This is a genomic window from Salinimicrobium marinum (genome assembly GCF_014651535.1).
GTDB classification, from domain to species: Bacteria; Bacteroidota; Bacteroidia; order Flavobacteriales; family Flavobacteriaceae; genus Salinimicrobium; species Salinimicrobium marinum.
The window spans coordinates 82,419-95,757 of record NZ_BMXB01000005.1 but is presented as its reverse complement, the minus strand read 5'-3'; the positions used below and the strand labels follow the sequence as shown (position 1 = coordinate 95,757).

Genomic DNA, 13,339 nt, shown 5'->3' with positions numbered 1-13,339 from the left:
CGGGTAGAAAGAGACAGATTTGCGGCACTTCATTAAAATACTAAATCAAAAATGAATAATACATTCCTCTTTTTAGTGCTCCTCATTTGCTTTTCGCTGAATGCCATTGCACAGGAAAAGCTGATTTCAGGAGCTATTAAAGATGCTGAAAGCAATCAGCCGCTGGCATACGTCAACATCGGAATTTTTAATAAGAGTATTGGAACTGTCTCCAGTGAAAAAGGGGAATTCCGGTTAAAGTTACCTGCTAATGTGCAAGGAAGTGACACGCTGGTATTTTCTTATATTGGTTATGATGCTGTAAAAAAATTAGTTTCAGATTTGAATTCTCCTGTTCAAATTTCGATGAATGCTTCTGAAGATCAACTTGAAGAAGTGGTGCTAGATACAAAAGCTGCCAAACCAAAACGAATAGGCCGCACCAACAACGGATTAGGATTGTTGCACTATAATTTTTATACGGTTTATGAAGAAGACGTGGATGACAGGCTGAGCAAGGAGCTGGGAATGAAATTTCGCCTGAACAAAGATTGCAGGGTAGAGAAATTCAATTTGAGTATATCTCAAAATGAATTTAAAACCCTAAAATTCAGGTTGAATATTTACAGCTTAAAAGATGATCTGCCAGATGAATTGCTTATTAGTGATAATATCATTTTTGAATTAAAAGACAAACAAATCGGCTGGTACACGGTGGATTTGGATCAATATGATATTTTTCTCCGTGAAGAGCTGGAGACAGTGGTGATTTCTATTCAATGGGTTGAAAGCGAGAAAGCAGATACAGAAAGTAAGTTCTTTTCCATCCCTGGAAGTCAGTCGCCTTTTAATAAAGTGTACTCAAGGGACAAGGCAATGGATTCCTGGAAATCACAAACCGGCAGGTTAAGCATGTATATTGATGCAATGTGTGTGGATTAAATTTTTGTACTAATCAAATTGTGGAAATAAAAAACAGGAAAAATTGATTACCTGTAAAACCCCAGTTGATCTATATATCGCCATACAGAGTCGGGGAGCATTGGCCGCACGTCCCTGCCTTCTTTTATAGCCTGCCGGATAAAGGTGGAGGAAATCTCAATTTTTGGAGCATCTACCTTCTGGATTCTTGAGTGATTCAAAAATTCAGGTGCTGTTTCTCCTTCAGAAAAACGTGGATATACAATGATGTCATGGCGGTCCAGGATAATCTCATGGTTCTTCCATTTGTGGAAGCTTTTAAGGTTATCTTCTCCCATGATTAGGGTGAATTCATACTTCGGAAATTTTTCTTCCAGGTGTGCCAGGGTTTTTACGGTGTAATTTGGTTGTGGTAATCCAAATTCTATGTTGCTGGGCTTAAGCTGCGGATAATCTTCACACAGGTTCCACACCATATCATATCGGTGGTTGTTGTCTAACAGGCTGCTCTTCTTCTTATGCGGATTATGGGGTGTGACCACCAGCCACATTTCGTCTAGATCTGAATACTGCACCAAATGATTGGCAATAATAAGATGCCCAATATGTATTGGATTGAAAGTGCCAAAAAACAAGCCTACTTTCTTTTTCATTTTACCGATTTCTTTTCTGCTCCCATAAAGTCTGATACCAGGGCGTAGGCTTCTTCCAATGCGATGTTGAGGTTGTTGTTGACAATGATATGGTCAAACTGTGGCGCTGTTGCAAGTTCAATGGAGGCTTTTGCCACCCGCATATTGATCTTGTCATCAGATTCTGTTTTACGCTTTTTTAGCCTAATTTTCAGCTCCTCAATACTCGGTGGTTTTACAAATACAGCCAGGGTTTTTTCAGGATAGATCTGCTTTATATCCAAACCGCCAACAACATCAATGTCAAAAATTACATTTTTTCCTTCGGCCCAGATGCGGTTGACTTCACTTTTTAGAGTTCCGTAGAAATTGTCTCTGTAAACCTCTTCCCATTCCAGAAATTCATCATTCTTGATCTTGTCTTTGAATTCCCTGAGACTTAAAAAATAATAATCTTTACCATTTACTTCATTTCCGCGGGGTTCTCTGGAGGTTGCCGAAATAGAAAAATCAAGTTTCAGTTCCTCCTGAGCCAATAAAAATTGTACGATGGTTGTTTTTCCCGAACCGGAAGGCGCGGAAAAAACTATTAATTTCCCGTCTGCCATTAAAGTACGTTTAAAAGTTGTTCTTTAATTTTTTCAAGCTCATCCTTCATTTGCACCACTAATTGCTGCATAGGGGCATAGTTGGATTTACTTCCAATGGTGTTAATCTCACGACCCATTTCCTGAGAAATAAAGGCAAGTTTTTTTCCGTTGGAATCTTCAGAATTCAGGTTTTGTGTAAAAAATTGCAGGTGGTTTTCCAGCCGCACTTTTTCTTCTGTGATATCAAATTTCTCAATGTAGTAGATCAATTCCTGTTCGAACCTGTTCTCGTCAACATTTTCTTTTAATTCAGAAACATTTTTGTGCAGGCGTTCCCGCACCCCGGCAATACGATCGGGATCCATGGAAATGACTCTTTCCAGAAGATCTATAATATTCTGGTTGCGTTGTCTCAATTCATCTTCCAGCGCTTTTCCTTCGGCAGAACGAAATTCATTGATCTCATTCAGTGCTTCTTCAACGGCTTCCACAATAGAATCAAATTCGGTTTCGTCAATTTCTTCCCGCTCCGTTTTCAAAGCATCGGGCATTCTAACAGCCATTTTCAGCAGTTCGGTTTCGTCTCCCGGTACGATCTCTTTCAGTTGCGAAATGTAATTTTTCACTACTGCAGCATTTACGGTTGCCGAAGTTTCTTCTCCCGTGCTTTCTACAAAGACCGAAAAATCTACTTTTCCGCGGGTAAGGCTTCTGGAGATCATATTCCGAAGCACCAGTTCCTTTTCGCGGTATTGAGATGGTATGCGGGCGTTGAGGTCTAGGTTTTTGCTGTTAAGGGATTTTATTTCTACGGTTATTTTTTTGGAAGGAAGCTGCAATACGCTCTTTCCGAAACCGGTCATCGACTGGATCATGTGCAGTTTTTAAAAGTTGCACAAAGATACGGAAAACTGTAAAAGTGCCATAAGAAAGCTACAGAGATGTTTTTGTAGCAGATTTTTTCTATGCATGCATAATAAAAATTTGTAGTTTTATGGAAAAATTTGACATATGTACTTTAAAGAATTTGATATCAGGTGGAGTGATTTGGATGCTAACCGACACCTTGCCAACACTGCTTACATCAATTTTATGAGCCATACCCGAATGGGTTTTTTAATGGAAAATGGCTTCGGACAAAAGGAACTGGTGCAGAACAATCTGGGGCCGGTAGTTTTCTATGAACACATCTACTATTTCAGGGAAGTATTTGCCGGAAAACCGGTACGAGTTTCCTTGCAGTTAAAAGGTCTTTCTGAAGATGGAATGTATTTCGAATTTGTGCATAATTTCTATGATCACAAAGGACGGAATTTTGCCAGCTGTGAAATGATGGGCGCCTGGATAGATCTTGAAACCAGAAAACTAACCGCTCTGCCAGAAGATTTCTACCGCAATTTTGACAACATGGAACGATCTGACGATTTTAAAGTGCTGACAAAGGAAGATACCCGCAGATTCGGAAAACGACCGAATGATATAGATCCTGCGATGTTTAAATCCTGATAAATTTTATTTGGGTCCACTTTTTTACATCTGAAAATTCAATTTTCAGACTGAAAAGTAGAAACTATATTTTTACTATGTAGTAGCGGCTAAGCCCGTATTTCTGTTTTTTTCTTGGTTACCATATAAACTCCTGTAAAGACCAGTAATCCTGCAACTACTTTTGTGGTGTTAAGGCTGTCGGCGCCTGTTGCAATGGCGTAAATAATTGCGATTAGCGGCTGTAAATAAATAAAAGCACTAATCGTGGAGGCAGAGAGTTGCCTTAACGCAAACACATTAAGTAAATAGGTCGTAAAAGTAGTTCCCAGCACTACAAAAGCCATTTTCCAAATGGCTTCAAAAGGTAGACTTTGCCATTGAACTGCCGTGAATTCTCCAATTGTAATAGGAAGGTTGATGAATACGGCAAGGGTAAACAACCACTTCATTAGAGTGAATGGATGATATTTTGAGGTAAGTGGTTTTACCAGGATGAGATATAATCCGTAAGAAAAAGCGTTTACCATAAAAAGCACATTTCCCAGGGGAATGTTGGGAGCGTTGTCTTTGCTTTCTGCACTAAAAAGCACCAGCACCATCGCGCCCGCGAGTCCTACAATAATGCCCATGCTTTTTAAAAGGGTAATCCTTTCCCTTATTAAAACCGAAGCAAGTATAAGCACCATGACCGGCGAAAGGGTGACGATGACCGAGCTATTGATTGGAGTGGAAAGACTTAGGCCTTTGAAAAAGAACAGCATGTTAATGACCATTCCAAAGATCGAACAGGCGAGAATCCGCGGCCAGTCCGAAGTGGCAATTTTCTCTTTTGGTCCCAGGAGACTGATCGCCCAGAATAGTATGGCTGCACCAAATACGCGAAGAAAAATAAATCCGAATGGTTCGATGTAAACTGGCATCACTCCTTTGGCTACCGTATGATTGATCCCGTAGATCCCGCTGGCCACAATGGCAGCAATGATCGCCAGGACACGCTTACTCATGAAGCGAGGCTTTGGCTGCTTCGACTGTTTTTTTTGAATTTCCTATAAAGATCTCCTGTTCATGTACAATAACCGGCCGCTTTAAAAACGTGTAATGTTCCAGAAGAAGAGTTTTATAATCTTCCTCCTTAAGTTCCTTATTTTTAAGATCTCTCTCCTTGTACAATCTTGCTCTTTTACTAAAAAGTGATTCGTAATTGCCTGCAAGAGATTTTAGCTGCTCAACTTCCTCTTTTGTCAAAGGATCTGATTTTATATCCTGAAGATCAAAATCTGAAGGAGCATCAAGTTCAGATAAAATTCTTTTACAGGTGTCGCAGGTGGAGAGGTAATAGATCTTTTTCATAGCTGCAAATTTCAGAAAATTTATTCAACTTTAAGATAGGATTCCACCTCTTCCTTCGGAATTTCAATATGAATGTTTCCTGCAGAATAGGGAGCAACCTCATAGGCGTTGTAGATGAGGATCACGTTATCTTCATCAAAACCAATGTTTACCGGTAACTGATAGGTATCTTCCTCAAACCAGAATCCGGTGCTGTTGATGTTATCTTCTTCAGGTAAATCTTGATCCTCGCGGAAAACCATTTCTGCATAATCTTTAAATTCAGGAGTGAACAGGTCTTCTTGAAAATACTGCGCTCCGTTTTCCGGATTAAAATTCAGAAATGATAGAGCCCTATAGCCGTGAGCTCCGCCCCGAAAAATTTCAGAATTGATCCCGATGGAAATGAGATTTGCTGAGGTGTAAAATACTTTTCCGGTAACATAGGCTTCCCAGGTGGGTTCCTCGGGAAAATCACTGGTGGTACTTAGATAATCGGCTATAAAATCATCTGCAAGTTCTTCAAGGGAAGTAGTGGTAGTATCCTCTACAGATGAAACTATCTCAATAATGTAATTTTCAAGTGTTTTATTTATCCTGCCAGAAACCTCGTCCGGACCTGTCGCAACCGGAAAATCCAGGGAGATGACGGTGCATTGATTTTCGGGTTTTTCACAGGCTTCCCCTTCAGATTTTGTCAGGGATTCATTTTCGAAGAAGAGGATATTTTCAGGCTCTTTCTTGTCAGATTTGCAGGCGGTAACAAAAACAAGAAGGAGGGCAAAATAAAAATATTTTGAGGTCATTTTTTTTTCAGGGTTAAAGAATATTGAAAGATAAGGGGTATTTTGGGAAAGCCCAATACGAATGCTACATTTGTAAGTAAATTTTAAGATATGAAGTTCAATACCAAAGCAATTCATGGGGGACAGGAAAATGTAGACCCTGCTTATGGTTCTGTAATGCCGCCCATATACCAGACCACTACATTCAGTCAAACCACTCCAGGTGGTCATAAAGGTTTTGAGTACTCGCGAAGCGGAAATCCTACCCGCGCAGCCCTTGAACGTGCTCTTGCAAGTATCGAAAACGGGAAATTCGGATTGGCTTTTGCATCTGGACTGGCGGCCATTGATGCCGTTCTCAAGCTTTTCAAACCCGGAGATGAGATCATTTCTACCAATGATCTTTACGGAGGTTCTTACCGGTTGTTTACCGGGATCTATGAAAAGTTCGGGATCAAATTCCATTTTGTAGGAATGAACGACGCGGCGAAAATTGAAGATTATGTAAATGAAAATACCAGGATGATCTGGGTGGAAACTCCTACCAATCCTATGATGAATATCATTGATATTGAAGCTGTTTCCAGAATCACCAAAAAACATGAAATCTTACTGGCGGTAGATAATACGTTTGCTACGTCATACCTTCAGCAGCCATTGGAGATGGGTGCCGATATCGTGATGCACAGTGCTACAAAATACCTTGGGGGACACAGTGATGTGGTTATGGGGAGTCTGGTGGTGAAAGAAAAAGCTTTGGCCGAAAAACTATATTTTATTCAGAATGCCAGTGGCGGGGTAACAGGTCCGCAGGATAGTTTTTTGGTTCTCCGCGGAATCAAAACCCTGCACCTCAGAATGCAGCGGCATTGTGAAAACGGCGAAGCTGTTGCAAGATTTCTGAAAGGACATCCTAAAGTAAAAAATGTGTATTGGCCGGGATTTGAAGATCATCCAAACCATCACATTGCCAAAAAGCAGATGAAAGGTTTTGGAGGAATGATCTCTTTTACGACTGCTGAAGATACCCTGGAAAGTGCCGTGAAAATCGTGGAAAACCTGAAGGTCTTTACCCTGGCAGAATCTTTAGGCGGTGTTGAATCCCTGGCAGGACATCCGGCGAGTATGACACATGCATCTATTCCAAAATCTGAAAGAGCAAAAACCGGAATCCTGGATTCCATGATAAGATTGAGTGTGGGGATTGAGGATGAAGAAGATTTGGTTAATGACCTTAAGCAGGCATTGGGTTGAAGGTGATAAGTGAAGTAATAATGCTTCAAGTAAAACTTCCTGTATCCTACAGGATGTACTAAATCCCTCAACACTCAGCGAAGCAGATTTACTATTTCAGGTCTCTATTTTAGCCGTTTTTTTATTTCCATTCTTTGGTGTAGGATTCTGACATTTTCACATAGCATTCATCTGTTTGGAAAGAATTCAAATGAAAGCTCCAGAAATAAATTTCCAGGACGTTTGGCTTCTGTTTCTTCTGGCAGACCAGATTATACTATCCTGTTCTTTGTTGCCTCTCAAATAAGCGGCCGATTTAACAAAGAAAATGAATAGGTGGAATATGACTGAAGGATTGATTTCTTAACTGCGACCTATAGGATCGGGTGCGGCATCTTTCCCTTTATCGCCACTTTTCTTTTTTAGTTCCTCTTGCATGTTATGCTGATTCGTCACTTTATTCTGTGGGGCGGGATCGTTCTTTTTCATTTTATCTTTTGTCATGATGCTGTTTTTTAATTCCATCCAATTTAATTGATAAGTAGCTATGAGTCAAACAACTGAATTTTTTTAACCAATCTTTGTGCAATCTGAAGAATTATTAAGGGAAATTAAGAAAGGTTAGAATAGATGTGACTTTTCATAAAACCTTGAGAAGGAATTGGGTTATATTCAGAGAAAAGGTTAGAAATTGAGGTAGTAAATATATCCCACAGCTCCCCAGAAAATTACGTCATTTGCCTTGTTTTGAGGCTGATTGTGATTTAATCCATCCACCCAATCATTTAAATAATAGCGCCATTGACCTATGAAAACTAGATCACTAAAACGCCCAATCTTGTATCTAGTGCCCAGTCCCATTGCTACAGACCAGGTGCTTCCTCTTTCAAAATCAAGTCCGTCTTGAAAAGTAGGGAAGAGGTTTTCTTCAAGAGGACCCAGCGTTGAATAGGCGTCTGGTTTATAGGACACAAAACTGGCCCCCAGGCTGGCGAAAGGTGAAAAGGGATAGACAAATGCCGTATAGTCCCTGATGCTTAACGGATACCATTCCAGGTGTGCCCCTATTTCAAAAACCTGTGTAGAGCCTATCATCCCGCGTAACCTCTCCCCATTTTCATTGTTTTTACCCGCCACGTGCCCCCTGTGCCGCAGTTCGGTTTTATGAAAATCTATCTCGCTTCTTATTTTAAAATGATCATTAAAATAAGAATCTGTCGTATAGCAATTACAATCGGCGCTATAGGCAAAGTTCATGTAATGAACGATTCCCACTCCGGCACCTATATTACTGGCATTGGTCTCAAGGCTCCATCGTTCTCCGTAATCTGATAAAAAAGCAACAGGTCCTGCAATAGCTCCCAATTCCTGTCCAATTCCGAATTGTGCATGAGCCGTTCCCTTTCCGAAGAAAATACCGAAAAATATCAAAAGAAGATTTGTGGAAATCCGGGTCATAAATATAAAATGGGGCGGGACAAATATATAAAAACTACCTTAAGAATGTGCTACTTATCTCTTTTACAGGCAGAAGTTAAATTTATATCAATATGAAAATTTAAGCGGCTAAATTTTGCAGAAACTGTATATTTGTACAGAGCCCGAAAGGGCTTATTTAAAACTAAATACGTAGTATCCTATGGAAAAAAATGTACAGGAATTTTTAGATACTGTTTCTAAACGAAATACTAATGAACCCGAATTTTTACAGGCGGTTCATGAGGTGGCAGAAACAGTCATTCCATTTATTGAAAAGAATAAAAAATATCAAAATAAAATGCTTCTTGAGCGAATGGTGGAACCTGAGCGTGTGATCATGTTTAGAGTGCCATGGCTTGATGATAACGGGAATACCCAGGTGAACAGAGGATTCCGGATTCAGATGAATTCTGCGATCGGGCCTTATAAAGGTGGTTTGCGTTTTCACCCATCCGTAAACTTAAGCATTCTTAAGTTTTTAGCCTTTGAGCAGGTTTTCAAGAACAGCCTTACCACATTGCCAATGGGTGGTGGAAAAGGTGGATCGGACTTTGATCCTAAAGGAAAATCTGATAATGAAGTGATGAAATTCTGCCAGAGTTTTATGACCGAACTGCAAAGAAGTATTGGCGCGAATACTGATGTTCCTGCAGGAGATATTGGAGTAGGTGGCCGTGAAATAGGATTTTTATACGGTCAATATAAGAGACTTCGAAATGAATTTACCGGAGTATTAACCGGAAAAGGTCTTTCGTACGGTGGTTCTTTGATACGTCCCGAAGCAACAGGTTACGGAAACGTGTACTTTGCTGAAAATATGCTGAAGAAAAAAGGAGATACCATCAAAGGTAAAACCGTGGTTATTTCAGGATCGGGGAACGTGGCGCAGTTTGCTGCAGAAAAAGTTACCCAGCTAGGTGGGAAGGTAGTAACCCTTTCAGATTCTTCGGGATATATTTATGATGAAGACGGAATTTATGCTGAAAAACTTGCCTTCGTCATGGAGCTTAAAAACGAGAAAAGAGGAAGGATCAAAGAGTATGTAGATAAATATCCCGATGCTCAATACTTTGAAGGAGAAACTCCTTGGAATGTAAAATGTGATGTTGCATTGCCTTGTGCCACCCAAAATGAACTTCACGAGGAAGATGCAAGGGCACTTGTTTCAAATGGCTGTAAACTTGTAGGAGAAGGCGCTAACATGCCTTGTACTCCAGAAGCGATTGCTGTATTCCAGGAAAGCAGAATTCTTTTCTCTCCGGGAAAAGCTTCAAATGCAGGTGGAGTAGCAACTTCAGGTCTGGAAATGTCTCAGAACTCTTTGAGATTCAACTGGACTTCAGATGAGGTTGATGCAAAACTAAAACAGATCATGAATGACATTCATGAGCAATGTGTAAAATACGGTTCCGAAGAGGATGGTTATGTGGATTACGTAAAAGGTGCTAACATCGCCGGATTCGTTAAAGTTGCAGATGCTATGCTGGCTCAGGGAGTAGTATAATCTACTTTTTAGATATTTCAAAAGTTGTCTAAAAAGCTTATTTTACGTCAACCTGAAACTTGTTTCAGGTTCTATTGAATCTGAATTTCAGATGAATAGGATTCTGAAATAAAATTCAGAATGACGTTTTATTGCTTTTTAAACAGCTTTTTTTATGCCCAATAGTTTACATCATCGGTATTTAGGAAGTTATTTTTCTCTCCCAAATAATTGTACTTTTGAGAATTGTACAAAAACGAAAACTTCCTCGGGTAATGCTTATAACTACCAGGGCTATTGTCTTTAGTGCCCTTCGATATGGAGAAGCCGATTTGATCGTGAAGTGCTTCACCGAGAAGAGCGGATTAAAAACTTATCTACTTCGGGGAGTGTTAAAATCAAAAAAGGGTAAATTAAAAGCTTCACTTTTTCAGCCGTTGACGCAGCTGGAGATCGTGGCTAATCACAAAGACAAAGGCACCCTTGAAAGTATGAGGGAAGCTAAGGTGCTCCATACCTACCAAACCCTACATACCAACATCCTGAAGTCTTCGGTGGTTCTTTTTCTTTCAGAAGTGCTTCGAAATGCAGTAAAGGAAGAGGAGGCCAATGAGCCGTTATTTAACTATCTTGAAGCCACTTTTAACTGGTTTGACGCCCACGAAAGCATTGCCAATTTTCATTTGCTGTTTTTGCTGAAGCTCACCCGCCACCTCGGATTTTATCCCGATACGGTAGATGAGGAAATGGAATATTTCAATTTACTGGACGGTACATTTCAGGTTATAGAAACGAATAACTACTGCGTGAGCAATGAGAATCTGGTGCTTTTAAAGCAGCTTTTGGGCATAACCTTTGATGACCTTTTTACAGTAAAACTGAATCAGTCGGGTCGTGCTAAGTTTTTGATGATGCTGCTTGAATACTATGAACTGCACCTCCAGGGGTTTAAAAAACCAAAATCACTTGCAGTCCTAAACGAAATCTTTAATTAATGCGGATTCTTCTTCTACTGGCATCTTTGTTTGCTGTATTTTCTTCCTACGCGCAAGACATTACAGTAATCGATGAAGCCACTAAACAACCCATCTTCAACGTCGCAGTATTTAATCAGGATAAATCTAAAAGCACCCTTACCAATTTTGACGGAAATGCCGATCTTTCGGAATTTTCCACAAATGAAATTATCTTCTTCAGGCATGTTTCCCACACCGAAACGCATGCCACCAAAAAACAACTTCTTCGGAACAAGAATGTGCTTTTAATGAAACCTGACGAAAATGCCCTTAGTGAGGTGGTGCTTTCAGTTTCCGGGTTTGAGCAGAGCACAAGGGATATTCCGCAGAAGGTAGTAAGCATGGGCAGGGAAGAAATTGTTTTCTCCAACCCGCAAACCTCGGCAGATCTTTTGGAAAGCAGCGGCCAGGTGTATGTTCAAAAGAGTCAGTTGGGCGGAGGGAGCCCCATGATTCGTGGCTTTGCGACGAATAGGTTGTTGATCACGGTAGACGGGGTGAGGATGAATACGGCGATTTTTAGAGGAGGAAATGTACAAAATGTGATCTCCATAGATCCATTATCGGTGAGGAGGACAGAAGTGATTTTAGGTCCGGGATCTGTGATCTATGGGAGCGATGCCATTGGTGGAGTAATGAACTTTTATACCCTTAAACCCGGATTTTCCCATAAAAAAGAAAAGGTAGTTTCGGGAAATGCCTACACAAGGTATGCTACGGCCAATGAGGAGAAAACAGGTCATTTTGATTTTTCTGTAGGAACCGAAAAATGGGCATTTTTGACCAGTGCCAGTTATTCAGATTTTGAGGATCTTAGAATGGGAAGCCACGGCCCCGAAGAATATCTGCGGCATGAATACGTGCTGCGAAGGGATGGGGAGGATGTGACAGTTCCAAATGAGCATCCGAAAGTTCAGGTTCCTACGGGATACAATCAGTTAAACCTCTTGCAGAAGATCAGGTTCAGGCCAAATTACGAGTGGGATTATAGCCTGGGGGTGCTTTATTCTACCACATCAGATTATCCACGCTACGACCGGTTGTATAGGAAACGCAATGGGGAACTGCGTGCAGCCGAATGGTATTATGGTCCGCAGCGGTGGATGCAGACCAATTTTCAGATCGGAAAGAAAGGCAACGGAAATTATTATGATGAGGCGCGATTAACAGCAGCGTATCAGTTTTTCGAGGAGAGCAGGAACGATCGGGATTTAGGGGGAGAGACACTGTATCAAACCGAAGAGCATGTGGATGCCTATTCCTTTAATCTGGATTTTGAAAAGGAGTTTTCTGAAAATAAACTTTTCTACGGAATCGAATATCTTCTGAATGAAGTGGGTTCCCACGGAAGGGAAACCAATATCCTGAACAAAGAAACTGTTGCCGGTCCTTCCCGTTATCCTGATGGTTCCACATGGCAGTCAATGGCGGTCTATACCAGCTTTCAGTGGAAGCTAAAAGAGGATTTGGTTCTGCAAACAGGTGCGAGGTATAACTATATTTTACTGGATGCCGAATTCGATGATACCTTCTATGATTTTCCTTTTGAAGAAGCAAATATAAATACCGGAGCCCTCACCGGAAGTGCCGGATTAAGCTGGCAGCAAAGTGCTGTGCTAAACTGGAAACTGAATTTCTCCACGGCTTTCAGAGCGCCAAATATTGACGATGCAGGGAAGATCTTTGATTCCGCTCCCGGACTCGTGGTGGTGCCCAATCCCGGTCTTGAACCTGAAACAGCCTATAATGCGGAACTTGGTTTTCAGCTGAATTTGGAAAATGTTCTTGTGCTGGATGTTTCCGGCTATTACACCTATCTGGATAATGCTATGGTGCGCCGGGATTTCGACCTGGATGGGGAAACCATGATCGATTACCAGGGCGAGCCCAGCAGGGTGCAGGCCATACAAAATGCCGCCCGGGCGTATGTCTATGGCTTTGAAGCCGGAGCAAAACTAATTTTCAATGGTGATCTTCACCTGGTGACCCAGATAAACCTTACAGAAGGAAAAGAAGAGCAGGCAGACGGATCTGAAGCTCCTTTAAGGCATGCAGCGCCTCTTTTTGGAAATGCCCACCTGGTTTGGCAGAAAGAAAACCTGAAATTTGATCTTTATGGTGAATATAATGGAGAATTCAACTATGATGAACTGGCTCCCACTGAACGCGATAAGCCGTATTTATATGCTACAGATGCCAACGGAAATCCTTATTCCCCGGAATGGTACACGATCAATTTCACCACCCAATACCGGGTATCTGAAAACTGGCTTGCAACAGCCTCTTTAGAAAACATCACAGATCAGCGTTACCGCACCTATTCTTCCGGGATGGCAGCTGCAGGAAGAAATTTGATTTTGGCGTTCAGGTATAGTTTTTAAAGATACCAGGGATAATTATTACC

14 protein-coding genes are annotated in these 13,339 nt (G+C 41.0%); 6 read left to right on the top strand and 8 right to left on the bottom strand.

What is annotated here, in order from left to right; genetic code table 11:
• The first annotated feature begins 51 nt into the window (after positions 1-51).
• Entirely contained in the window at positions 52-921 is an 870-nt protein-coding gene (locus tag IE056_RS08775) for a carboxypeptidase-like regulatory domain-containing protein (RefSeq protein WP_189604337.1), read from the top strand.
• A gap of 47 nt (positions 922-968) precedes the next feature.
• Here IE056_RS08775 and nadD read toward each other — a convergent pair whose 3' ends face one another.
• The 3 genes from nadD to IE056_RS08760 are packed head-to-tail and all read right to left on the bottom strand — an operon-like array spanning position 969 to position 2,997.
• Positions 969-1,553 (bottom strand): nicotinate (nicotinamide) nucleotide adenylyltransferase, encoded by a 585-nt coding sequence (gene nadD, locus IE056_RS08770; protein WP_189604336.1) that lies wholly within the window; start codon positions 1,551-1,553, stop codon positions 969-971.
• Positions 1,550-2,140 carry a guanylate kinase gene (gene gmk / locus IE056_RS08765; protein ID WP_189604335.1) on the bottom strand — a complete coding sequence of 197 codons (591 nt, stop codon included), beginning with the start codon at positions 2,138-2,140 and terminating at the stop codon, positions 1,550-1,552. Before gmk ends, nadD begins: the two co-directional genes overlap by 4 nt.
• Positions 2,140-2,997 (bottom strand): YicC/YloC family endoribonuclease, encoded by an 858-nt coding sequence (locus IE056_RS08760; RefSeq protein WP_189604334.1) that lies wholly within the window; start codon positions 2,995-2,997, stop codon positions 2,140-2,142. The genes gmk and IE056_RS08760 overlap by 1 nt, the downstream gene beginning before the upstream one ends.
• 136 nt (positions 2,998-3,133) lie before the next feature.
• Between IE056_RS08760 and IE056_RS08755 the strand changes: the two genes are divergently transcribed.
• Positions 3,134-3,628: an acyl-CoA thioesterase gene (locus tag IE056_RS08755; RefSeq protein ID WP_189604333.1), complete on the top strand. Its 495-nt coding sequence runs from the start codon at positions 3,134-3,136 to the stop codon at positions 3,626-3,628.
• A gap of 89 nt (positions 3,629-3,717) precedes the next feature.
• Here the strand turns inward: IE056_RS08755 and IE056_RS08750 are convergent, their stop codons facing one another.
• Genes IE056_RS08750 through IE056_RS08740 form a run of 3 tightly spaced genes read right to left on the bottom strand, consistent with a single transcriptional unit; the run spans position 3,718 to position 5,745 of the window.
• Complete coding sequence (locus IE056_RS08750) at positions 3,718-4,614, bottom strand: DMT family transporter (RefSeq protein WP_189604332.1); 897 nt, start codon at positions 4,612-4,614, stop codon at positions 3,718-3,720.
• Positions 4,607-4,960 carry an arsenate reductase family protein gene (locus tag IE056_RS08745; protein WP_189604331.1) on the bottom strand — a complete coding sequence of 118 codons (354 nt, stop codon included), beginning with the start codon at positions 4,958-4,960 and terminating at the stop codon, positions 4,607-4,609. Before IE056_RS08745 ends, IE056_RS08750 begins: the two co-directional genes overlap by 8 nt.
• Before the next feature lie 20 nt (positions 4,961-4,980).
• Positions 4,981-5,745, bottom strand: coding sequence for a DUF3298 and DUF4163 domain-containing protein (locus IE056_RS08740; RefSeq protein WP_189604330.1), 765 nt, complete (start codon positions 5,743-5,745; stop codon positions 4,981-4,983).
• Between the two features lie 90 nt (positions 5,746-5,835).
• Between IE056_RS08740 and IE056_RS08735 the strand changes: the two genes are divergently transcribed.
• Positions 5,836-6,978 (top strand): cystathionine gamma-synthase, encoded by a 1,143-nt coding sequence (locus IE056_RS08735; RefSeq protein WP_189604329.1) that lies wholly within the window; start codon positions 5,836-5,838, stop codon positions 6,976-6,978.
• A 342-nt stretch (positions 6,979-7,320) separates the two neighbouring features.
• Here the strand turns inward: IE056_RS08735 and IE056_RS08730 are convergent, their stop codons facing one another.
• Together IE056_RS08730 and IE056_RS08725 are read right to left on the bottom strand one after the other, a co-directional pair.
• Entirely contained in the window at positions 7,321-7,461 is a 141-nt protein-coding gene (locus IE056_RS08730) for a hypothetical protein (RefSeq protein ID WP_189604328.1), read from the bottom strand.
• 180 nt (positions 7,462-7,641) lie between these two features.
• A complete protein-coding gene (locus IE056_RS08725) occupies positions 7,642-8,415 on the bottom strand; it encodes a THC0290_0291 family protein (RefSeq protein ID WP_189604327.1) in 774 nt (257 codons plus the stop codon).
• A 181-nt stretch (positions 8,416-8,596) separates the two neighbouring features.
• On the opposite strand from IE056_RS08725, the gene gdhA reads away from it, so the two are divergent.
• The 3 genes from gdhA to IE056_RS08710 all read left to right on the top strand — a co-directional run bounded on the left by gdhA (position 8,597) and on the right by IE056_RS08710 (position 13,316).
• Entirely contained in the window at positions 8,597-9,940 is a 1,344-nt protein-coding gene (gdhA, locus tag IE056_RS08720) for an NADP-specific glutamate dehydrogenase (protein ID WP_189604326.1), read from the top strand.
• Positions 9,941-10,194: 254 nt separating this feature from the next.
• Positions 10,195-10,914, top strand: a complete 720-nt coding sequence (recO, locus tag IE056_RS08715; RefSeq protein WP_189604325.1) for a DNA repair protein RecO — start codon at positions 10,195-10,197, stop codon at positions 10,912-10,914.
• On the top strand, positions 10,914-13,316 hold the full coding sequence (locus tag IE056_RS08710; RefSeq protein WP_189604324.1) for a TonB-dependent receptor: 2,403 nt from the start codon (positions 10,914-10,916) through the stop codon (positions 13,314-13,316). Before recO ends, IE056_RS08710 begins: the two co-directional genes overlap by 1 nt.
• Positions 13,317-13,339 lie beyond the last annotated feature (23 nt).

What these genes read in the sequence shown, in the direction of transcription:
- IE056_RS08775 (WP_189604337.1), top strand. Translation starts at nt 52, where the DNA reads ATGAATAATACATTCCTCTTTTTAGTGCTCCTCATTTGCTTTTCGCTG.
- nadD (WP_189604336.1), bottom strand. Translation starts at nt 1,553, where the DNA reads ATGAAAAAGAAAGTAGGCTTGTTTTTTGGCACTTTCAATCCAATACAT.
- gmk (WP_189604335.1), bottom strand. Translation starts at nt 2,140, where the DNA reads ATGGCAGACGGGAAATTAATAGTTTTTTCCGCGCCTTCCGGTTCGGGA.
- IE056_RS08760 (WP_189604334.1), bottom strand. Translation starts at nt 2,997, where the DNA reads ATGATCCAGTCGATGACCGGTTTCGGAAAGAGCGTATTGCAGCTTCCT.
- IE056_RS08755 (WP_189604333.1), top strand. Translation starts at nt 3,134, where the DNA reads ATGTACTTTAAAGAATTTGATATCAGGTGGAGTGATTTGGATGCTAAC.
- IE056_RS08750 (WP_189604332.1), bottom strand. Translation starts at nt 4,614, where the DNA reads ATGAGTAAGCGTGTCCTGGCGATCATTGCTGCCATTGTGGCCAGCGGG.
- IE056_RS08745 (WP_189604331.1), bottom strand. Translation starts at nt 4,960, where the DNA reads ATGAAAAAGATCTATTACCTCTCCACCTGCGACACCTGTAAAAGAATT.
- IE056_RS08740 (WP_189604330.1), bottom strand. Translation starts at nt 5,745, where the DNA reads ATGACCTCAAAATATTTTTATTTTGCCCTCCTTCTTGTTTTTGTTACC.
- IE056_RS08735 (WP_189604329.1), top strand. Translation starts at nt 5,836, where the DNA reads ATGAAGTTCAATACCAAAGCAATTCATGGGGGACAGGAAAATGTAGAC.
- IE056_RS08730 (WP_189604328.1), bottom strand. Translation starts at nt 7,461, where the DNA reads ATGACAAAAGATAAAATGAAAAAGAACGATCCCGCCCCACAGAATAAA.
- IE056_RS08725 (WP_189604327.1), bottom strand. Translation starts at nt 8,415, where the DNA reads ATGACCCGGATTTCCACAAATCTTCTTTTGATATTTTTCGGTATTTTC.
- gdhA (WP_189604326.1), top strand. Translation starts at nt 8,597, where the DNA reads ATGGAAAAAAATGTACAGGAATTTTTAGATACTGTTTCTAAACGAAAT.
- recO (WP_189604325.1), top strand. Translation starts at nt 10,195, where the DNA reads ATGCTTATAACTACCAGGGCTATTGTCTTTAGTGCCCTTCGATATGGA.
- IE056_RS08710 (WP_189604324.1), top strand. Translation starts at nt 10,914, where the DNA reads ATGCGGATTCTTCTTCTACTGGCATCTTTGTTTGCTGTATTTTCTTCC.